The following is a 21,355-nucleotide window of genomic DNA, read 5'->3' as shown; positions in this document are numbered from 1 at the left end:
GCACGTCCTCACCCTAGTCACTTAGCAAATCTAAGCTCCCAGGGATTCAGACGCTTGCTGCCTGGCGGTAATTTGAAATTCGTTGGGGGAGCAATTGATATTTTTTCCTCTGAGGAATTTCTGATGCACAGAACTTTGCGTTATACGCTACTGGCTTCATCGTTATTGCTTTCCCTGGGCGCGCTGGCGCAGCCGGCTGGCGATCTGCCGCTGATGCCCTGGCCGCAGCAGGTTGAACTGACTCAGCCGGCGGGCAAGCTGGTGTTGGATCACCGTTTGTCTATTAGCCTGCAGGGGGACGATCTGGACGATGCGCTGCAACGCTGGCGCCAACGTATTGAGCTGCAAACCGGCTGGACCCTGGTGCCGCAGGCCGAAAAAGCCACGGGCGTGGTCATCAAGGTGAATATCAAAGATAAGGTGGCGGCGCAGCCGCTGCCGGGAAGCGATGAAAGCTATAAATTGACGGTGACGCCGCAGGGGGTAACGCTGGCAGCCAATACCCGTTTCGGCGCGTTGCGCGGCATGGAAACCCTGCTGCAATTGGTGCAGACCGACGGGCAGAACACCTTCCTGCCGTTGGTGAGCATTACCGACGTACCGCGTTTCCCGTGGCGCGGTGTGCTGCTGGATTCGGCACGTCATTTCCTGCCGTTGGCGGACATTCTGCGTCAGCTCGACGGCATGGCGGCGGCCAAACTCAACGTGTTCCACTGGCACCTGACCGACGATCAGGGCTGGCGCTTTGCTTCTGTGCATTATCCCAAGCTGCAACAGCAGGCCAGCGACGGCCAGTTTTATACTCGCGAACAGATGCAACAGGTGGTGGCCTATGCCACCGCGCGCGGTATCCGGGTAGTACCTGAAATCGATCTGCCTGGCCATGCTTCCAGCATCGCCGTGGCCTACCCGGAATTGATGAGCGCGCCGGGCCCGTATTCGATGGAGCGCAAGTGGGGTGTGCATCTGCCGACGCTGGATCCGACCCGCGATGAAGTCTATCGGTTTGTTGACGCCATCATTGGCGAACTGGCTGCGATCTTCCCCGATCCTTATTTGCACATTGGCGGTGATGAGGTTGATGCCAGCCAGTGGAAGCAATCCAAAACCATTCAGGCCTTTATGCAGCAGCACCAGTTGGCGGACACTCATGCGCTGCAGGCCTACTTCAATCAGAAGCTGGAGAAAATCCTCGAGCAGCATCAGCGTCAGATGGTGGGTTGGGATGAGATCTATCATCCGTCGCTGCCGCGCAGCATTGTCATCCAGTCCTGGCAGGGGCAGGACTCGCTCGGCGCCAGCGCACAGGACGGTTACCAGGGCATTCTGTCTACCGGTTTTTACCTCGATCAACCGCAAAGCGCGGCCTATCACTATCGCAATGAGATCCTGCCGCAGCCGCTGGGCGTCGACACCGAGGTACAGCCGGATGAAAAGGCGCAAAGCTGGCAGTTCAGCATGCCGCGGCTGAAGGGCAGCGCGGTAGAAGGCAGTTTTACCCTGATTGAAGGCAAGCAGGGCTGGCGGGGTTTTATCGATTTCAACGGTAAATCGCGCCGTGCGTTGCACGATATCGTCTGGCGTTCTCCACAGCAGGTGAGCTTCCGGCTTGACAGCTGGATGGGGGATACCCGCCCGGTATTTACCCTGAGCCAGGACCAGCTCAGCGGCTATACGCTGGTGGGCAACGTGCGTTACCCGACTACTGGCAGCAAGCTGACGGCGATCCCGGAGGGCAAGATGCCGGTGGTGCCGGAGACGAAGCAGCAGGCCAATATTCTCGGCGGCGAGGCGGCGCTGTGGGCGGAAAACATCAGGGCGCCGATCCTCGATCTCAAGCTCTGGCCGCGTGGGTTCGCGGTGGCGGAGCGCTTGTGGTCTGCGCAGGACGTGACCGATGAAAATAATATGTACCGCAGGCTGGCGGCAGTCGATGCCTGGTCGGTGGTGTCGGTGGGGTTGCAACAGCATGCGGAAACCGCGCGCGAGTTCACCCGGTTGGCAAACAGCGTGACGATAGCACCGCTGCAAACCCTGGCCGAAGCGGTGGAGCCGGGCCAGTACTACACTCGACAGCATCTGAAATTCAAAGCCGGTAACTATCACCAGTTCGAACCGCTGAACCGTTTTGCCGACGCACTGCCGGCGGAAAGCAACGCGGTGCGCGAGATGGTCATGCAGGTTGCGGCGTTGGTGAAGGACCGCAACGATCGGGCGGCGGCGCAGGCGTTGCGCGAACGTTTACAACGCTGGCAGCTCAATACCGCACCGGTAAAAACGGTGATTGCCGGTAACCGGCTGATGCAGGATCTGGCACCGGTGGCGCAGGATGTTGGCGCGCTGTCCACGCTGGGGTTGATGCTGTTGGAGCGTTATCAACAGGGCAAACCGCTGAACAAGGCAGAAGCGACGCAGATACAGCAGCAATTGGACGCGGCGGCGCAGATACGCGACGAAGTGGTGATTGCGGCGGTCTATCCGCTGGAAGCGCTTTTGCGCGCCAGCGCTATCGAATGAGGTAAGTCAGTATATGTAGGGGCTCAGCGTGTGTAGGGCTCTGCATATGTAGGGGCTCAGCATGCTGAGCCCGCAAAACCTACAGTTGCAGCGGCGGCAACTGTTTGAAAATACTGACCAGCCCTTCGCCCCAGCCTTTACGGATGGCGCTAAAATGCGGGTGATCTTCGGTGATACGGTACTGCTGCGCACTGCTAAAGCTGTCGCGCGGGTAGATCATCACGTCGAGCGGCAGGCCGACCGACAGGTTGCTGCGCAGCGTCGAATCCAGAGAGATCAGCGCGCACTGCATCGCCTGTTCCAGCGGGGTGTCGTAGGTCAGTACCCGATCGATAATCGGTTTGCCGTATTTGCTTTCGCCAATCTGGAAATAGGGCGTATCGCGGGTGGCCTCGATAAAATTACCCTGCGGATAAATATGGAATAGCCGCATCTCTTCACCGCTGATCTGGCCGCCGAGCAGCAGGCTGCAGCTAAAGTCGGTCGTGCTGCCGCTTTGCTGGGCTTCGCTGTCGCGTTGGATCACTTCCCGCACCGTTTCGCCCACCAGCGTGGCGGCTTCGTACATGCTCGGTGCGTTCAGCAGGTTCAGGCGTTCGGGATCTTTGCTGCGGCGCTGTAGCAGGCTGATGATGCTCTGAGTGGTCGCCAGGTTGCCGGCGCTTTGCAACACCAGCATGCGTTCACCGTCCTGCTGAAACACGTGCAGTTTGCGGAAGGTGGAAATATGATCCACGCCGGCATTGGTGCGCGAATCGGAAGCAAAGACCAGCCCGGAAGACAAGCGCATGGCCACACAATAGGTCATACCACAATCCCTCAAAACGATACTGGCACGCCGCCAACCGCCAGCGTGCCGTAAACCTTGGTTTTCGGCAAGAGGCTACTGGCCGGTTGGCATCATCTGCACTTCGGCGATGGTCTGCATGTTCTCGCAGCCGCCGCCGAGCCGCATCCCGCGTACCGGGCAGGCGTCGAGATAGTCGATGCCTACCGCCAGCTTAAGGTGTTGATTCGGCAGGCGGGTATTGTTGGTGACGTCAAAGCTGTGCCAGCGGTCGTCGACCCAGGCCTCGGCCCAGGCGTGGGTGGCGACGTGGGCCGAGTCCTCGCTATATAGATAACCGCTGACATAGCGCGCCGGAATGTTCAGGCTGCGGCAGCAGGCCAAAAATACGTGGGTATGATCCTGACAGACGCCGGTGCCGGTCGCGAATGCCTGGGCCGCGCTGTCGGTGACGCTGGTCGACCCTGGGGTGTACGGCATTTTGAGCAGCAGCTCGCCCATCAGATTTTCCAGCCCGTCCAGCACCGCCTGCGGTTGGTAGTAGCGCAGGGCGAAGGCCTGGATCGCGCTGTCGGGTTGGGTCAGCGGGCTGTGGCGCAGGAAGACCAGCGGCGACAAATGCCCCATCACCTGATCTTCGGCACCGTCTTCAATTTCCACCACGCCGTGGGCCTGAATGCTGATGGCCTGGTGCGGGTGATCCAGCGTCAGCACGTGCAGCACGTTGCCGAAGGCATCGGTGGTGCACACGGCATCTTCCGGCAGCGTCAACTGCCATGAAATGATGCGCTGATGCTCCGAATCCTGCGGCGTCAGGCGCAGATACTGAGTGCTGCGCTGCACCTGCTGGGCATAGGTATAGTGGGTGTTGTGCTCAATGTTCAGTTTCATTGCGCCTCCAGATAAGTGTGATGGATGCTCTCCGCGATGCCGCCAATCTGGCCGAGAAACGCGTCCAGCCAGTCGTTCAACCCGACCTTGTTCAGATCTTTCATGCTGCTAAAGCGCAGCTCGGCGTGCAGCGTATGCGCCAGCCGGCGCGGCTGATTGGCACTGTTGCCGCCAATTTGCTCCAGCTGTTGCACCAGATCGCCGACGCAGGCCAGCAGGGAGCGGGGGATTTCATTACGCAGGATCATCAGTTCGGCAATGGTGTCCCGACTGAGCTGCTGCTTGTAGATGCTGTGGTAGGCTTCGCGTGCGCTCACTGCCCGCAACAGCGTGTCCATGCGGTAATATTCGCGCACCGGGTCGCCGTCACTGTCCATCAGCGAGTTCTTGACCCCTAACAGACGGGCAGTGCTGTCTGCGCGCTCCAGCAGGGTGCCGAGGCGGATAAAGCACATGGCGTCGCTGCGCAGCAAAGTGCCGAACATCGCACCGCGAAACAGGTGAGAACGTTCCTTCACCCAGTCGAAAAAGCCATCCGCGCCCACCGATCCTATGCCCTGACGGCGGATCAGCTTCATTTCGATCCAGGTGGCGTTGATGCATTCCCAGACCTCGGAAGACAGGCTGCCGCGCACCGCATGGGCGTTGTTCCAGCCCATTTGCAGGCAGCTGTAAATGCTGCTGTGGTTGCGGCTGTCGAGCGCAAAAAAGCTCACCAGATTGGCCATCGTCAGGTCGGGGTAGGCGGCGGCATACAGCTGCCCGGTACTGGTCAGATTGAGCGGCACCTGCAGATCCTGATCCTCGCTGTCGCGGATCGGCATCATCGACAGCTTGTTGGTGACGTCGAGCACCCGGGCGATGCTTTCCGCCCGCTCCAGATAGCGGGCCATCCAATAGAGTTCACTGGCAGTTCGGCTCAGCATGCGTCGTCCTCCAACACCCAGGTATCCTTGGTTCCCCCGCCTTGCGACGAGTTGACCACCAGTGAGCCTTGCGCCAGCGCCACGCGCGTCAGGCCGCCTGGCACCAGGCGGATTTCCGCGCCGCTGAGGGCGAACGGCCGTAAATCGATATGTCGCGGCGCCAGGCCGTCGTTGACGAAGGTCGGGCAGGTCGACAGCGCCAGCGTATTTTGCGCAATGTAGTTATGCGGCTTGGCCAGCAGCAGGCTGCGGAAGTGAGCGATTTCGTCTTTGGTCGCCGCCGGGCCGATCAGCATGCCGTAGCCGCCGGCACCGTGCACCTCCTTCACCACCATCTGTTCCAGGTTCGCCAGCACGTACGACAGTTCATTCTTGTGGCGGCATTGCCAGGTGGGCACGTTATTGAGGATCGGCTCTTCCTGCAGGTAAAAACGCACCATGTCCGGCACGTACGGATAAATTGACTTGTCGTCGGCCACGCCGGTGCCGATGGCGTTGGCCAGCACCACGTTGCCGGCGCGGTATACCGACAGCAGGCCCGGCACGCCGAGCATCGAATCCGGGCGGAACGCCAGCGGATCGAGGAAGGCGTCGTCCACCCGGCGGTAGATCACATCCACCTTGCAAGGCCCGGCGGTGGTACGCATAAAGACCGCCCCGTCCTTGACGAACAGGTCGGCGCTTTCCACCAGCTCAACCCCCATCTGCTGCGCCAGGAAGCTGTGTTCGAAGTAGGCGCTGTTGAAGCGGCCCGGCGTCAGCACCACCACGGTAGGATCGTTGATCGGCGAGCTTTCACGCAGGGTTTGCAGCAGGTGCGACGGGTAGCGCTCCACCGGCGCGATGCGTTGCTGAGCGAACAGCTCCGGGTACAGGCGCATCATCATTTTGCGGTTTTCCAGCATATAGGAAACGCCGGACGGGGTGCGCAGGTTGTCTTCCAGCACGTAATACTGGCCGTCACCGTTGCGCACCATATCCACGCCAACGATGTGCGCGTAAATATTGCGGTGCAGATCGACCCCTTGCATGCAGGGTTGATATTGATCGTTGGCCAGCACCTGTTCCGCCGGAATGATCCCGGCTTTCAGAATGTGTTGTTGATGGTAAATATCGTGCAGAAAGGCGTTAAGCGCCTGTACGCGCTGGCGAATACCGCGATCGAGCATCGCCCACTCGCTGGCGGGTATGATGCGCGGTACGCTGTCGAACGGAATCAAGCGCTCAGCGCCATCATCCTCACCATAAACGTTAAAGGTAATCCCCACCCGGTGAAACAGCAGTGCAGCCTCTTCCCTCTTGCGTTGAATGGCCTTTTGGTCAGCCTGTTGCAGCCAATGCCAGTAAGCCTCGTAGTGACCCCGGTGCTTACCCTCAGCCAGAAGCATCTCATCAAAAAACGGTGAAGCAGACAGATCGATATTTAGCATCATCACCTCGTCGACATTGCAGGCTGTATACAGAGCCAGCATAAAATGTGCCAAGGTGATAAAGGGGCGAAAATGGCGCGAAAACGCCGGCTCGCGGCAGGAAATGGCCCGCTTTGGGTGCAACCAAAGCGGGCGCTGCCTTAAAACGGGGCAAAACTGCGGCGCGTGTGGGTTGGCTATGAGCAGTGATGGCGCAACTCACCGGGCAAAGGACGCAGGCGGGCCCTGAAGACCCGCCCTGGTATTTATACCTGCAATGCTTGCTGCGAAGTGCCGATAGACTGCCGCAGATAATTCAGTAGCATTTGCCGGGTAAACCGTGGTTCTTCGATCCCGCTGTGCCGCAGGAAATGCTGCAGGTTGCTGCAATCCCATTGGTAGGTATTTTGGTAGAGCTGCACCGTCGATTGCCCATTCACCATATTGTCCCTGAACAGGCTGAGCAACGGGTAGAGCGGTGCATTAGCGTCGTGTTCCCACTGTGCTCGCCATTGATCGAAAGGCAACTGTCGGAAACGGTAGCCACACTCGCGCTCCAGCAGGCGGAAGAAGGCTTGCAGCGTCAGGTTATTCTGGTGCTGGTGGATCAGGTTGAATTTCTTCCCTAACGCCTGAGGGTTGCGAGTGATATGGGCAATGGATTGGGTCATATAGTCCACCGTCGTCAGGCCCTCGCGCAGGTCTTGCAACACCGGCAGGGTGCCGCTGGTGATACAGGTTTTGACTAGCCGTCCCCACCATTGGTAGCTGGCGCTGACGCCGGTTCGGCTGTGGAAGGTGGCGTACCCCAGACGGAAGGTCATTAGCGGCAGGCCTTGCGATGCCGCCAGATCGGCAATTTTCTCCATTACCCATTTGCTGCGGACGTAGCCGATATCGGTGATCACCGCCGGCAGGTTCTGATCTATGTCGTCACTTTCCAGCATCACCCGTTTTCCGGTATGCAAGTGCCCCCAGCTGTAGACCGAAATCGTCGACATCAACATCAGTGGTTTGGTGCGTCGGTACGCGGCAAAACGAATGATTTCGCGCAGGCCCTGCACATTATCGCGTTTCATATAAGAATAGGGCTGGATAAAGTTCACCGCACTTGCCGAATGATAAATGATATCGATCCGCTGGCTGAGTTCACGGAAGTGCTCTGGTGACAGGGCGAAATCGTGCTCGGCCACGTCGCCGGGGATCAGATGGACGCGCGCGTACTGCTCGGCGGATAAAGTAATCTGATAGCGATTCAGGATCTCGTCGAGTCGTTGCTGCGGGGATATCCGGCTGCGCTGCCGCACCAGGCAATACAACTCGGCACGGGTTGTGACGAGCAACTCTGCCAGCAGATGCGCACCGACAAAGCCGGTGGCGCCGGTGAGCAAAATGGCTTTGGGGTCGCTGACCTGTCGCACATCATAATCCGGGTTGATGGTGATATCTGCAGGCAGCCAAACGTCGTCTTGCAGAGCACGTACCGGTTCGCTGTCCACCGTCGGCAGTGCATGGCCGCTGCGTTCATCCAGCGCCTGCGACAGACGGTTTATCGTCGGATATTCATAAATATCGCGCACATAGACTTTGACTCCGATTTTGTTATCGATGGCCGTCGCCAGCTTTGCTGCCAGCAGTGAATGGCCGCCGATGTCGAAAAAGTTGTCTTCGGCGCGGATATTCGCCGTCCCCAATACCTGGCTCCAAATAGCGGCAATGATCTGCCGGCTGCCGGTCAGCGTCTCTGCTGCCAGAGACTGATCCGTGTGGGAAAGGGCCAACAGCGCGGCCTTATCGGTTTTACCATTGGCATTGATCGGCATGCGTTCCATCACCAGGAAGCTGGCGGGCAGGAAGTATGAAGGTAACATTTCTTTCAGTTGCTGCTTCACACGTTCGACCAACTCGCCGTCGTCATTGTCAGCCGCCAAAAACGCCACAATCTGTTTGTTTGCAGGATCCTGGGGTTGGGTGGCGATAGCGACAGCCGCCTTCACTCCCGCAACCTGCACCATAACGCTTTCTATTTCGCCCAGTTCCACGCGGTTACCGCGGATTTTGATCTGGTCGTCTAGACGCCCGAGGTATTGAATGCGTTGATCCGGTAGCCAGCGTGCCCGATCGCCGCTGCGGTAGAGGCGTTTACCGGCAAAATGCACCGGGGTAATAAACTTTTCTGCGGTGAGCTGTGGGTCATTCAGGTAACCACGAGCCAGGCAACGGCCACTGATATAAAGCTCGCCAGCCTGTTGGCCACTCACCGGTTGCAGATGATCGTCGAGAATGAAAATCTCGGTGTCTGCCACCGGTCGACCGATAGTCGCGGCCGAGTTTTGTGTTGCACAAGTGACCCGATTCCAAGTGGCGAAGATGGTCGCTTCAGTGGGGCCGTAGTAATCCACCAAGGGGTAACTCACTCCACGGAGATCGATCGGGTTGAGTTTTTCCCCGGCGGTAAACAGGTAGCGCAGCGCCAGGTTTTCCGGCTGTGGCGCGCCGACGATTTCAGCCACTAACACCGTGGGCACGAATGCATGGGTGATCTGGTGGTCTGCGAAGAAGTTGAGCAGGGCAGAGGGCTGCAGTCGGGTCTCTTCTTGCGGCAAATATAGCGTGCCGCCGCTGAGCAATGCTGCCCAGATTTCCCACTGGGCCACATCAAAGCCGATACCGGCTATCAGCGTGGAACGGCTTTCATGGCTCATGGCGAATTTTTGATTATGCCAGAGAATAATATTCAACAGTGAATGATGTTCAATCATCACCCCCTTGGGCTTGCCGGTAGTGCCAGAGGTAAAAATAATATAAGCCGTTGCATCACTCTTGGGATTTATTAATTCAAAAGGAACCAGTTTATCTGATGTAATATTATCAATGGCAATAATTTTCACATCGGGGTTATTTATTTCAAAAGTAATTGATAAGTTACTCAATATGATTACTTTTGACCCGCTTTGTCTGACAATATCCAGAATTCTTTTTTCAGGATATCGGGCATCGATGGGAATATAACTTGCTCCAGCTTTGATAATCGCCAGGATACCTATCAGCAATTCCGGCGTGCGCAGCGCGACTAATGGCACGTTGTCACCGGGGCTAACGCCCTGCCGTTGCAACTGACCGCAGAGTTGGTTGCTGGCTTCATTTAACTGTCGGTAGGTAATACGTTGATCGTCACTGACGATCGCCAGTGCTTCGGGGGAATAAGTGACCTGTTGGATAAAATAATCCAATATGCTTTGAGCCATGGGATATTCTCCTGAGATAATTAGTCTGGTTAATAAATCACAAGAAATCATAGCCTGGCCGGGCGAAAATAATTATAGACGTATTTTTAATGCGGAATTGTAAATGTGGGGAGGATAGGTCTATCGTTATAAAATAATTGAAATAATAAAAATACTAAAAATAAAAACGGCCAGCCTGGGCTGACCGTTGGGCGCGTGGTCGCGGTATTAGCGACGAACGGCGATGGCTTCGATTTCGATTTTCACGTCTTTCGGCAGACGGGCCACTTCAACGCAGGAACGGGCCGGGAACGGCGCGCTGTGCTCGGTGAAGAAAGCTTCATAAGCGGCGTTAACGGTAGCGAAGTCGTTAAGATCTTTCACGAAAACCGTGGTTTTCACGATATCGGCCACTTTCAGGCCGGCGGCTTCAACGATCGCTTTAACGTTTTCCAGCGACTGGCGAGCCTGAGCGGCAACGTCGTCGGCAACGGCGCCGGTTTTCGGATCGACCGGGATCTGGCCGGAAGTGATGATCATGCTGCCCAGATCAACGCCCTGCACGTAAGGACCAATGGCTGCCGGGGCGAGTTCAGTGCTGATGTTACGTGACATTTTTTCTCCTGATATACCCTTCGTCTTTCAAATCGCAGCGCGGTGGGCTGCGTGGCTCTCCGTAGCGTCGGGCCCGGTATTCGGTGCCCCTACGGGGTTCCCATTATAGGCAGTCACCGGGAGAATAACAGCCTCATCTCCCGGCAGCCGGCCGAACTCAGTCCGCCTGCAAGACCACCTGATGCTCGAACTCTTTTTCGCAGTAGCGGCATTTCAGGTGTACGTCGCCGTCGCGGGATTTCACGCTAAAGCTGGAAGACACCGGTTCGCTGCGGCTGATGCAGTTGCTGTTCGGGCAGGTCAGCACGCCGTCGATGTGATCTGGCAGGCTGAGGGTCAGCTTGCGTACCACTTCATAATTGTCGATGCGGTTAACCGTGGCTTTCGGCGCGTACATGGCCAGTTGGTTGGCCTGTTGCTCCGTCAGGAAGGTGTTTTCGATTTTGATCAGGTCTTTACGGCCCAGCTCGTTGGAAGGCAGGTTCAGGCCGATGGTGATGCGCTGGTCGGTGGCGGTCAGCTTGAACAGCGTCAGCAGCTTAAACCCGATCTGTGCCGGAATATGGTCAATCACCGTGCCGCACTTGATCGCTTCAACCTGCAGTTTGTTATCGTGAGTCATGACGGTTCCCCCTTAAAGAGCCAAATCTGCGTTTAAAACCAGCGCCAGCAGCGCCTGACGGGCGAAAATGCCGTTACCCGCCTGCTGGAAATAGTAGGCGTACGGCGTTTTGTCCACGTCGGTAGTGATTTCGTCAATGCGTGGCAGCGGGTGCAGCACCTTGAGGTTGGCGCGTGCGCCGGCCAGATCCGCTGCGCGCAGAACGAACTGCGCCTTCACGTTGGCGTATTCGGAAGGATCCAGACGCTCTTTCTGCACCCGGGTCATGTAGAGAATATCCAGCTCGGGGACCACCTCTTCAATGCTGCTGTGCAGGCTAAACTCGATGCCTTTCTCTTCCAGCATTTGCAGGATATAGGCCGGCATTGCCAGCGCGTCCGGCGCGATGAAGAAGAAGCGGTTGCCTTCAAACTTGGCCAGCGCCTGCGCCAGCGAGTGCACGGTGCGGCCGTATTTCAGGTCGCCAACCATGGCGATATTGATGTTGTTCAGGCGGCCCTGGGTTTCCTGAATGGTGAACAGGTCGAGCAGCGTCTGGGTCGGGTGCTGGTTGGCGCCGTCACCGGCGTTGAGCACCGGGATGCCGCCGGAGAATTCGGTCGCCAGGCGCGCCGCGCCTTCCTGCGGATGACGCATGACGATGGCGTCGACGTAGGTGCCAATCACCGAGATGGTGTCGGCCAGCGTTTCGCCTTTCTTGCCGAGCGAGGTGTTGCTGCCGTCGGCAAAACCCACTACCGAAGCGCCCAGACGGTGCATCGAGGTTTCAAACGACAGGCGGGTACGGGTCGAGGCTTCAAAGAAGCAGCTGGCGATCACCTTGTGTTTTAGCAGCTCGGGTTGCGGATTGGCTTTCAGGCTGGCGGCGGTGCGCAGCACCAGCTCCAGATCCTCGCGGCTGAGATCGTTAATAGAGATGATATGTTTGTGATACAGCGGGTTGGTCATTTTTCACTCTCCTCGACTCGTGCCCGTGGCGCGGGACTTTGAACAGATTTTTCAGGCAAAAAAAAGCCCCTCAACGAGGGGCTTGAAACGATCGGTTTAGCAACAGGAGAAACAACGGCAGTTGGCTGCCGATTGGCAGTCGGTTTTGTCGGTTGTGGCTAACAAAACAAACGTCGTTTTTCATGCTTTCTCCTGGCAAATTGTCGCGCATTATACTCGCGCCTTTGTCCACTGCAAGCGCTAAAACGCCGATTTTTGTCATTTCGCAATCGATTGGCTGGTGGCCTTTAGCCGCATGGCAGAAATTTTACCTTCAGTGGGCTCGGCGCAGCAAAATCACCAGAACGAAAACGCCGCCCAGCCCGGCGGTAATGATCCCGATGGGCAGCTCTTGGGGGGCGGTGATGACGCGGCTCAGCAGATCGCCGGCAGAGAGCAATATGGCCCCTAACACCCCGACCAACGGCAGCAGACGCTGGTGACGTACGCCGGTAAAAGGGCGCGCCAGATGGGGAACCATTAAGCCGACAAATCCTATCACCCCGGTCAATGCCACCAGTAATGCCGTCGCCAGCGAACAGCAAAGAAACACTTCCGTGCGCAAACGGCGGGTGTTGATGCCCAGCGTGCCGGCGGTCTGTTCGCCCGCCAGTAAGCCGTCCAGCGATCGCCAGCGCAAGGCAATCAATACCACCAGCAACAGCAGCGCTATCAAGGCAAAAATCACATTATCCCAGCGGGCCAGCCCCAGCCCGCCCAGCGTCCAGAACAGTACGCTGCTGGCGGTACGCTGATCGCCGGAAAAAACCAGATAGTTGGTGAAGGCCCCGAATAAAAAAGAGACCGCCAGCCCGCAGATAATCAGCTTTTCGGTGCCTTTTTGCGATTGAGTCATAAAAATAACCAGCACCACGGCAGCAGAGAGCATGCCACCGGCAAAGGAAGACACCGGTAACGTCCAGGCCCCGAGGCTATCACCGAGACGGGTCATCACCAGCACCACGCCGGCGGAGGCGCCAGAGGAGAGGCCAAACAGAAAGGGATCGGCCAAATCGTTGCGGGTTGTGGTTTGCAACAGTGCGCCGACCAACGCCAGGCCAGCCCCCGCCAGCAGCCCAAGCAAGGTGCGTGGCAAACGCAGTTCCAGCACGATGCTCTTGATCATGGGGGGCACATCACCCGGGACGATGCCCAGCGCGCTTAACACCTGGGCAAGAGAGAGCGACACGCTGCCTTGGGCGACATTGGCGAAGATTAACCCTGCCAATAACAGCGGGGCGAGGGTCCAGGCCAGCCTGAAACGTATTTTTTCCGACATCAGCTAACAGCGGCAGGATAAAGGGCCTGAGCCAGTTTGTGGATCGCCTCAATATTGACCGGCCCCGGTGTTAACGCCTGGTATTTCAATTTCAAATAGCGGTGATGGACCACTGCCGGGGTTTGCTTCATCAGGGGGTGTTGTTCAAGGAAAAGCTGCCGCGCATCGATGCTGTCGGTGGGCTCAGCCTGATAGTCCACCAGAATGATAAATTCAGGCTCTGTCGCCGCCACGCTTTCCCAATTGGTGTTCACCCAGCTGGTGTTCAGGGTATCCATCACGTTTGTTGCCCCAGCGGCTTCAATAATCGCCGTCGGCATGGCGTAGGCCCCGCTGGTGTAGGGCTTTTCTTCGCCGGAATCATAAAGGAACACCCTGACGGGTTTCTGCGTCGCAATTTTGCGATGGATATCTGCCACCTGCCGTTGCCAGCCTGCGACCAGCTTTTCCGCCTGTTCCTGTTTACCAAAGACTTTGCCGAGCCTGATCATATCGTCGTAGAGCAAATCCATACTGGCCCGCGGCCGATGGTTGTCGACGTGGATGCAGCTTTCACTCAGCACCAGCGTTTTGATATTGAATTTTGCCAGCGCTTGCGGGGTCACTTCCCCACGAAGACCATAATTCCAGCCGGCGAAGAACAGGTCTGGACTGGCAGCGAGAAGGTTTTCGATCGTCGGGTATTTGGCGGCCAGTTCTGGAATGGTTCCCTGCTGCTGCGTGAATTCAGGGATGTTTTTGTACCAGCCGGAGATCCCTGTCACGCCGACGATAGAAGGCTGGAGCTGCAGGGCAAAGGCCATTTGCGACATATTGATATCTTGAATAATGGCACGCTGCGGCGGGCGTTCAAAGGTCAGGGGCTGGCCGCAGTTGTCCACCGTAACCGGGAAACCAGAGGCCCCGGCGCTTGCCGCGGTGAATGCCAGTAACGCGGCGAGGGTTAACTTTTTCACATCGACTCCAGATTCATTGCACCGAAAGGCTATTGATTGGGCATTACCGTCGGTTGTCTGGCCTGGCGTCAGTGGGGCGGAGGAAGGTCATCCCACTCGGGTAACCCCGTGGGCAAAACGGCAAAACCGAAGTCAATAACCCGGTTTATTGGAAACGTGGGCAACATACCTGAATAATTCGTATGACAAATATAGTTAGATCAAACAATTGTCGGTTGTGGCGAATATCGCGGGGATTATGTCGGTAAAGCCTCGAAGAAACGCACAGCTTCGCCGCTTTCCGGATGACGAACCTGCAGCGTTCTCATGCCAAACACCTGTTGCAGGTGCGCCGATTCCAGCACCGTTTCAGGGCGGCCATAACAAAGGATTTTCCCCTCATTGATGATCATCACCTTATCGGAAAAGGGTTGCACCAGCTCGAGATCGTGCAGCACTTTTATCGTGGCTATCTTTTTTTCATGGATCAGCGACAGCAGTTGATGTCGGGCCAGCGGATCGAGATGGTTAGTGGGTTCATCAAGCAATAACAGCACCGGCTGCTGCGCCAATGCTCTGGCGAACCCGGCGCGCTGGCGTTCCCCTCCTGAAAGCTTGCCCAGCGGGTTATGTTGCAGGTGGCCGATACCCACCTCCTCCATCGCTTTTGCAACTATCAGCGCGTGTTGAGATGGCGAATGATCGGCCAGCCAGGGCAGTCGTCCCAGTGCCACATACTCGCTAACCTTAAGCCGTAAATCCGCATCATCGTGCTGGCTCAGCAAGGCGATAGCGCGGGCGCGTTGCTGGGGTTTTAAGCTGGCTAGGGGCTTTCCCTGAAAGAGAATTTCGCCTTCGGTCGGCTTGAGCTCACAGGTCAGTAGCCGCAATAGCGTGGATTTCCCACTGCCGTTCGGGCCGATAATGGTAACGGATTCACCGGGTTGAATACTGAAGCTGGCCCGATCAATTCGCGGGGCTTTCCCTGGTGTCGCCAGAGAAAGATTCTGCACCGACAGCAGGCTGTCGGTGGGCAGGCTGGTCATGAAATATCCTTTTCCGAGCTCAGAAAAATGTCTCAATGGTTTCTATAACGTTGTAATTATCATCAATCACCAACAGCGTCTTCCATTTATCGAAGGTCAGGCAGGGGTGAGAGGTGGCAAACACCAGTATATCTCCAACCTGCACCGGGAAGTCTGCCGGGCAGCTTAACATGGCGTGCTGGTCCATAACCCCCTGGGTGGTCAACTGCTGCACGCCGCTGTCTTGCCGAACCCCGTTGCGGTAATGGGCGATCGGCTGCGGTAATCCGGCGTCGAAAGCCGCGTCTCGCTTGCCAAAATTGACGATAACCCGGCCCGGCTCCGGCACCGACTGTACCAGCGCTATCAATTCCAATGCCGAGGTTAGCTCCCCCGCGAGATCGCAGGCGTAGCTATCGCGGGCCAGCACCGCATTTTGCGCGTCCTGATAAATTCCCCGATCGTGGGTGATGTAACAGCCGGGGCGGATCACCCGACGGCAGTTTTCCGGCAGCGACTCTTCACCCCAAACGCGGCAAACCACGTCATACCAGGAAGAGCCCGCACCGGTGAGGATTGCTTCTTCACCGCTGAGCAGACGTTGCCGGTGCAGTTCACGCAGCAAGCCGGCGGCGTCACGCAGGAACCGTTCGATTTTACTCTGGGCGTCGTCGCCGTGCATCACGCCTTCATATAGCTCGATACCCTGTAGGCGCAGCCCTGGCAGCCCGGCAATATCCTGCGCCAGTTGCTCGGCTTGTGCCACGCTACGGCAGCCGCAGCGGCCGCCGGGCACGCCCAGTTCCAACAGGACATCCAGGGTTTGCCCATGCTGGCTGAAAAACGCCGAGAGGGCTTGCGCATTGCTCAGGCTGTCGATGCAGCAAAGGAAAAGGGTGGAGGGATGTTGCGCTTTCAATTCGGCCACGAGTCGCATATTGGCCTTGCCGACCAGTTGGTTGGCCATCAGCACCCGGGGTACGCCCGCCTCCATTGCCACCTTCGCCTGCCAGGCGGAACCGACGCCCACCGCCCAGGCGCCCTGGGCTACCTGACGCTGGAAGATCCAGGGGGTCATGGTGGTTTTACCGTGCGGGGCCAGCGAGACGCCGCGTGCATCGGCATAGTTTTGCATCCAGGCGATATTGTTTTCCAGGCTGCTGAGCTTGATCACCGCGGCCGGCAGGCAGACATCTTCGTTAAGCAGGTTTGCCGGCGCAGACGGGTCACTGCGCAGCACGGCGGCCTTATGGGTAACGGTGAAATCTTTTTGGTATTTCATAACATTATCCTTTGGATGCTCTATCTTTTTTAAATTGGGGTATCTTGATTTATTTCTTTGATTTTAATTGTATTTAAATATTATTTTTTGATTTTAGGGTACAAAGTATCATTTTTAACGCTGATTTTTGTGTAGTCTTCCACTGTTTTCTTGCATTGTAAATGACAAAATTTAATCACTATGGGGTGAGGCGATGGGTGTGGATATCGACATTATCTCGCGCATTACAGAGCTTTTTATTGAGCTGAGCAGCGCCGAAAAACGTATCGCGCAATTCATTCTGGACGAGGCGGACGCGGTGACCGCTTTGCCGATTGCCGAGCTGGCCCGGCAGGCCAACGTCAGCCAGGCCTCGATCACGCGCTTCGCCAAAACGCTGGGCTGCCGTGACGTGCGGGACCTTAAGGTCAAGCTGGCGCAGTCGTTGGCGGTGGGGCAACGATTTATCCATGAAGAACCGGACCTGGAAGGGATCCAGGGGATTTACGAAACCATCATCAATGTCCTGACGATTAACCGCCGGACGATCGATGAGCCGGCGCTGGCCAAAGCGGTGGAGTGGCTCAGCGACGCGCGGCAAATTCTGGCCATTGGCATGGGGGGCGGTTCGACCATTTGTGCCGCTGAGGTACAGCACCGCCTGTTTCGGCTCGGGCTGCCGGTGACCGCGCAAAGCGACGGCTTGCTGGTGCGCATGATGGCGGCGGCGGTGGCCAGGCAGGATGTGGTGGTGGCGCTGTCGCTGGGCGGCTACACGCAGGAAGTGGTGGAAAGCGCGGCGATTGCTCGCCAGTACGGGGCCAAAGTAGTGGCCATCACGCCGGCAGGAACGCCGCTGGCGGCGCAGGCCGACGTGCTGTTGGCGCTGGTGGTGCGGGAAAATGATTACATCTATAAACCCAGTACTTCGCGCTACGCCATGTTGGCGATGGTCGACGTGCTGGCGACGGCGCTGGCCATGGCGAATAAACGCCAGTCCCGGGACCGTCTGCGCCGCATCAAGCTGGCGCTGGACAGTCACCGTGGAGGAGAAGATCGGCAGCCGCTGGGGGACTGAGTCGCTGCCCCAAGACACTAACCTGAGGATGATGATTCATGCGGTATCAGTATCTGATTAAAAATGTCACGGTGATCGACGGCAGCGGCGGGCCGCAATACCGTGCCGATGTGGCGGTGAAAGACGATCGGATTGCGGCGATCGCACCAGCCATAGAGGCTGAAGCCGAGATGGTGATCGACGGCCGGGGGCGGGTGCTGTCGCCGGGGTTTATCGACGTACATACTCACGACGACACCAACGTGATCCGCATGCCCGAGATGCTGCCGAAGATATCCCAGGGGGTGACCACGGTGATTGTCGGCAACTGTGGCATCAGCGCTGCCGGGGCGGTAATCAAAACCAGCGTGCCCGATCCAATGAACCTGCTGGGAGAAAAAGCGCATTTCGTTTACCCCACGATTGCCGATTATCGTCAGCAGGTCGAGGCCGCGACGCCGGCGGTGAATGTGGCGACGCTGATCGGGCACACCACGCTGCGCAGTAACCAGATGGACGACCTGTTTCGCCCGGCTAATGCCGAGGAAATCTGCGCCATGCGTGAGCAGCTGCGTGCCGCGTTGCAACAGGGCGCTTTGGGGCTGAGCACCGGTCTGGCGTATGCCTCGGCGTTCTCTGCCCCCACGCAAGAGGTGATGGCATTGGCGGAAGAGCTGGCGGGTGAGCAGGGGATTTACACCACTCACCTGCGTTCTGAATTTGAGCCCATACTCGAGGCAATGGAGGAGGCATTCCACATTGGCCGCCATGGCCGGGTGCCGGTGGTGATTTCGCACCACAAATGCGCCGGGGCGAAAAACTGGGGCCGCACGCAGGAAACGCTCAAGCTGTTCGACAGGGTGCGCCAGACGCAGGACGTGTCCTGCGACTGTTACCCTTATTCCGCCAGTTCATCGACGCTGGATTTAAAACAGATCACCGATGAGTTCGATATCGTCATCACCTGGTCCGAACCGCACCCGGAGATGGCGGGGCAATCCTTGCGGGACATCGCCGGGGCCTGGTCAATGAGCCTGCATGAGGCCGGCAAACGGCTAATGCCGGCGGGGGCGATTTATTACAACATGGACGAGCAGGATGTGCGCCGGGTATTGCGCTATCCGCTGACCATGGTGGGATCGGATGGCTTGCCGAACGATCCGATGCCGCACCCGCGCCTGTGGGGCGCTTTTCCCCGCGTGCTGGGCCACTACAGCCGCGATGAAGGTTTGTTCCCGCTCACGGTGGCGGTGCACAAAATGAGCGGTATGTCGGCGGCGCGTTATCAACTGCCGCAGCGTGGGCTGATCAAAACAGGGTACTACGCCGATCTGGTATTGTTTGACGCATTGAAAGTGAAAGACAGCGCGACGTTCAGCCAACCGCAGCAACCCGCCGCAGGGATCGACGCGGTGTGGGTGAACGGCGTACTGAGTTATCAACATCAGGCCGTGACCGGCCTGCGTGCCGGGCGGTTTTTGTGCCGTCAGGGCAACACAATCGACAGGAGCAAGGCATGACGATCAAAAGATACGGCATTGACGGCGGAACCGGGACCGGTGGGCAGCATCTGCCCTTTTCCCGCGCGGTAGAAGCCGGTGGCTGGTTGTACATTTCCGGCCAAACGCCGATGAAAGACGGTGAAGTGGTGGAGGGGGGGATTATCGATCAGTCTCGCCTGGCGATCCAAAACTGCCTGGATATTATGGCGGAAGCGGGATATGGCCTGGAAGACGTGGTGCACGTTAAGGTCATTCTGACTGATGCGCGTTACTTCCAGTCATTCAATAAAGTCTTTCGCGAGTTCTTTGCCGCTCACCCCCCGGCACGGATTTGCGCGGTCGCCGATCTGGTGGTGGATTGCAAGGTTGAAGTGGATATCACCTGCTATAACGCCGCACGTATTCCCCGCTAGAACGCTTGCCGATTAAAGGGGGGGGAAGCCACCCTCAGACCGCAGACAAACCCGCATAAGGGTTAAACCGGTAGGGGTCGAACATGTCGACCCGATTTAACCGATTGATTATGCGATAGGGCGCAGCATGCAGCGCCCTTACTACGAAACTTGGGAGCACTTTGCCAGTGGCCTTAGGGGAAAAATCTCCCTTAATCATCATTTCACCAGGCGGTGGAGCTCCCTGGCGCGAGTCGGTTATTTGCTGACGCGATCGTAGTAGACCATGTCGGCGTTCAGACCCTGCTGATAGCCTTTGACGTTATCGCGCAGCACCACTTCGGTTTTCGCCTGATCGATAAAGACATACGGCGAACTGCGTTGCAGCTCTTGCTGCATGGCAGTGTACAGCGCGGTGCGCTTGGCGGGATCGGCTTCGGCCACCGCCGCCAGCGTTTGCTGGTTCAACTGTGGGATCTGCCAGCCGTTGAGGCCTGCGACCGTGCTGGTCTTGCCGTCGTTATAGGCGAAGGCGCTGGCGTTGGAGTGGGCGTCGAAATAGTCCGGGATCCACAGGCGGATCGCCGCCTGATGCTGTCGGGCGCGTACCCGCGAATAAACCTGGCTGCCGGCGGCCGGCAACAGTTCCACCTTCACGCCGCCTTCGGCAAAGCTGGCCTGCAACGCCTGAGCAATAGTAATAAACGGCGGTTTGTTCTCGACGTCCAGCGTCAGCGAGGCATTGGTGATACCGGCCTTGGCCAGAATGGCCTTGGCTTTGGCCGGATCGAAACTGAACGGATTGTCTTTCAGCGCGCCCGGCAAGCCGACCGGCAGGAAGCTCTGGTGCACAAAATACTGGCCCTTCAGCAGGTCTTTAGTGATGCCCTGATAGTCGATCAGATAGCGCGCCGCTTCCCAGAACGCCGGGTTTTTCAACAGCGGATTGGCAGTATTGCCGGTGTTGAACACCAGGTAATTCTGCTCGGCAGAGGGGATTTCCAGCACCTTCACGCCCGGCTGATTTTTCAGCGCCACGGTTTGGTCCGGGCCCAGTTCGCGCGCCACATCAGCGTCACCTTGCTGGATCAACAGGCGGCGAGTGGCGGAGTCCGGCACGCTTTTAATGATGATGCTTTTCAGCAGTGGCTTGCTGCCCGGCGACGTCGGGTTGGCGTCCAGCACAATCGCCTGATGCGGTTGATAGACGCGCATTTTAAACGGCCCGCTGCCGGCGGAGTGCATTTTCAGCCAGGCATTGCCGTAGTCGCCGTCTTTGGCGTTAGGCTGCACCGCCTTGCTGTCGACGATCGAGGCGATCGGCGTGGAGAGAATATTCAGCGCCACCGCAGGACTGACGTTCGCCGTCCAGCTCAGTTGCAGGCTGTGGTCGTCGATTTTTTTCAGCTGTGCGTCGATGTTGTCCGGCTGCCAGCCGAGAACGTTGAGGATAAACGCCGGTGACTTGTTCATCTTCACCGCGCGGCTAAAGGAAAAGATCACGTCATCGGCAGTCAGCGGGTTGCCGGAGGCGAAGGCCGCCTGCGGACGCAGTTTGATGGTCAGGGTTTTGGCCGCGGCGTCGCCCTGCCAGCTTTCCGCCAGCACCGGTTCCACTTTTGCCGGATCGTCGCGATCCGCCTGCACCAGCCGCTGATATAGGCTGGGGACGGTCTGGATACTCGACAGCTCGTTGGCCTCCGCCGGATCCAGGCTGACGATATCGTCGAGCGATTGCACGACCACCAGCGTATTGGGCGGGGTGGCGGCCAGCGCGGAGGAGGACAGGGCGGCAAGCATTAACAGCGGCAGGACTTTGGCTTTCATCGATGTTTTCCCTTGAATGTACGGCAAGAAATTATTGTTATCGTTTGTTTTCACGGCGTTTTCGCCGCCAGAATGCCACGGTAGAGTCTTTGTCGG

General features: G+C 57.7%; 17 protein-coding genes. 4 read left to right on the top strand and 13 right to left on the bottom strand.

Annotation, left to right across the window (positions count from 1 at the left end; all coding sequences use genetic code 11):
* The first annotated feature begins 123 nt into the window (after positions 1 to 123).
* Positions 124 to 2,517 (top strand): beta-N-acetylhexosaminidase, encoded by a 2,394-nt coding sequence (locus ACMGG1_RS21845; RefSeq protein ID WP_400827051.1) that lies wholly within the window; start codon positions 124 to 126, stop codon positions 2,515 to 2,517.
* Between the two features lie 79 nt (positions 2,518 to 2,596).
* On the opposite strand, the gene ACMGG1_RS21840 is transcribed toward ACMGG1_RS21845, so the two are convergent.
* The 12 genes from ACMGG1_RS21840 to ACMGG1_RS21785 form a co-directional block, all read right to left on the bottom strand.
* Complete coding sequence (locus ACMGG1_RS21840; RefSeq protein WP_020824997.1) at positions 2,597 to 3,325, bottom strand: proteasome-type protease; 729 nt, start codon at positions 3,323 to 3,325, stop codon at positions 2,597 to 2,599.
* Positions 3,326 to 3,400: 75 nt separating this feature from the next.
* On the bottom strand, positions 3,401 to 4,195 hold the full coding sequence (locus ACMGG1_RS21835) for a transglutaminase family protein (RefSeq protein WP_046374624.1): 795 nt from the start codon (positions 4,193 to 4,195) through the stop codon (positions 3,401 to 3,403).
* Entirely contained in the window at positions 4,192 to 5,121 is a 930-nt protein-coding gene (locus ACMGG1_RS21830; protein WP_020824999.1) for an alpha-E domain-containing protein, read from the bottom strand. The genes ACMGG1_RS21835 and ACMGG1_RS21830 overlap by 4 nt, the downstream gene beginning before the upstream one ends.
* Entirely contained in the window at positions 5,115 to 6,551 is a 1,437-nt protein-coding gene (locus ACMGG1_RS21825) for a circularly permuted type 2 ATP-grasp protein (RefSeq protein ID WP_041415185.1), read from the bottom strand. The genes ACMGG1_RS21830 and ACMGG1_RS21825 overlap by 7 nt, the downstream gene beginning before the upstream one ends.
* Before the next feature lie 245 nt (positions 6,552 to 6,796).
* On the bottom strand, positions 6,797 to 9,778 hold the full coding sequence (locus ACMGG1_RS21820) for an amino acid adenylation domain-containing protein (RefSeq protein WP_400827048.1): 2,982 nt from the start codon (positions 9,776 to 9,778) through the stop codon (positions 6,797 to 6,799).
* 207 nt (positions 9,779 to 9,985) lie between these two features.
* A complete protein-coding gene (gene ridA, locus ACMGG1_RS21815; protein WP_044554008.1) occupies positions 9,986 to 10,372 on the bottom strand; it encodes a 2-iminobutanoate/2-iminopropanoate deaminase in 387 nt (128 codons plus the stop codon).
* A 157-nt stretch (positions 10,373 to 10,529) separates the two neighbouring features.
* Positions 10,530 to 10,994, bottom strand: a complete 465-nt coding sequence (pyrI, locus tag ACMGG1_RS21810; protein ID WP_020825003.1) for an aspartate carbamoyltransferase regulatory subunit — start codon at positions 10,992 to 10,994, stop codon at positions 10,530 to 10,532.
* A gap of 12 nt (positions 10,995 to 11,006) precedes the next feature.
* Positions 11,007 to 11,942 (bottom strand): aspartate carbamoyltransferase, encoded by a 936-nt coding sequence (gene pyrB / locus ACMGG1_RS21805; protein ID WP_400827046.1) that lies wholly within the window; start codon positions 11,940 to 11,942, stop codon positions 11,007 to 11,009.
* Positions 11,943 to 12,255: 313 nt separating this feature from the next.
* A complete protein-coding gene (locus tag ACMGG1_RS21800; protein ID WP_400827044.1) occupies positions 12,256 to 13,260 on the bottom strand; it encodes a FecCD family ABC transporter permease in 1,005 nt (334 codons plus the stop codon).
* Entirely contained in the window at positions 13,260 to 14,216 is a 957-nt protein-coding gene (locus ACMGG1_RS21795; RefSeq protein ID WP_046374621.1) for an ABC transporter substrate-binding protein, read from the bottom strand. The genes ACMGG1_RS21800 and ACMGG1_RS21795 overlap by 1 nt, the downstream gene beginning before the upstream one ends.
* Positions 14,217 to 14,452: 236 nt before the next feature.
* A complete protein-coding gene (locus ACMGG1_RS21790) occupies positions 14,453 to 15,241 on the bottom strand; it encodes an ABC transporter ATP-binding protein (RefSeq protein WP_187962196.1) in 789 nt (262 codons plus the stop codon).
* Positions 15,242 to 15,260: 19 nt separating this feature from the next.
* On the bottom strand, positions 15,261 to 16,502 hold the full coding sequence (locus tag ACMGG1_RS21785) for an amino acid deaminase (protein WP_130016112.1): 1,242 nt from the start codon (positions 16,500 to 16,502) through the stop codon (positions 15,261 to 15,263).
* 193 nt (positions 16,503 to 16,695) lie between these two features.
* Here ACMGG1_RS21785 and ACMGG1_RS21780 point away from each other — a divergent pair, with 193 nt between their 5' ends.
* From ACMGG1_RS21780 to ACMGG1_RS21770, 3 genes are read left to right on the top strand one after another with little or no spacing between them, the layout of a single operon-like run.
* Positions 16,696 to 17,559, top strand: a complete 864-nt coding sequence (locus ACMGG1_RS21780) for a MurR/RpiR family transcriptional regulator (protein WP_046374619.1) — start codon at positions 16,696 to 16,698, stop codon at positions 17,557 to 17,559.
* 38 nt (positions 17,560 to 17,597) lie between these two features.
* Positions 17,598 to 19,058: an amidohydrolase family protein gene (locus ACMGG1_RS21775; protein WP_400827040.1), complete on the top strand. Its 1,461-nt coding sequence runs from the start codon at positions 17,598 to 17,600 to the stop codon at positions 19,056 to 19,058.
* Positions 19,055 to 19,453, top strand: a complete 399-nt coding sequence (locus tag ACMGG1_RS21770; RefSeq protein WP_020825011.1) for a RidA family protein — start codon at positions 19,055 to 19,057, stop codon at positions 19,451 to 19,453. The genes ACMGG1_RS21775 and ACMGG1_RS21770 overlap by 4 nt, the downstream gene beginning before the upstream one ends.
* A gap of 237 nt (positions 19,454 to 19,690) precedes the next feature.
* Here ACMGG1_RS21770 and ACMGG1_RS21765 read toward each other — a convergent pair whose 3' ends face one another.
* Positions 19,691 to 21,259, bottom strand: a complete 1,569-nt coding sequence (locus tag ACMGG1_RS21765) for an ABC transporter substrate-binding protein (RefSeq protein WP_400827038.1) — start codon at positions 21,257 to 21,259, stop codon at positions 19,691 to 19,693.
* Between the last annotated feature and the right edge of the window lie 96 nt (positions 21,260 to 21,355).

Source organism: Serratia sp. BNK-12 (genome assembly GCF_047456085.1).
In the GTDB taxonomy this organism is placed as follows: domain Bacteria; phylum Pseudomonadota; class Gammaproteobacteria; order Enterobacterales; family Enterobacteriaceae; genus Serratia; species Serratia liquefaciens.
Note: the sequence above shows the minus strand (reverse complement) of the source record. Positions and strands in the feature narration are given on the sequence as shown.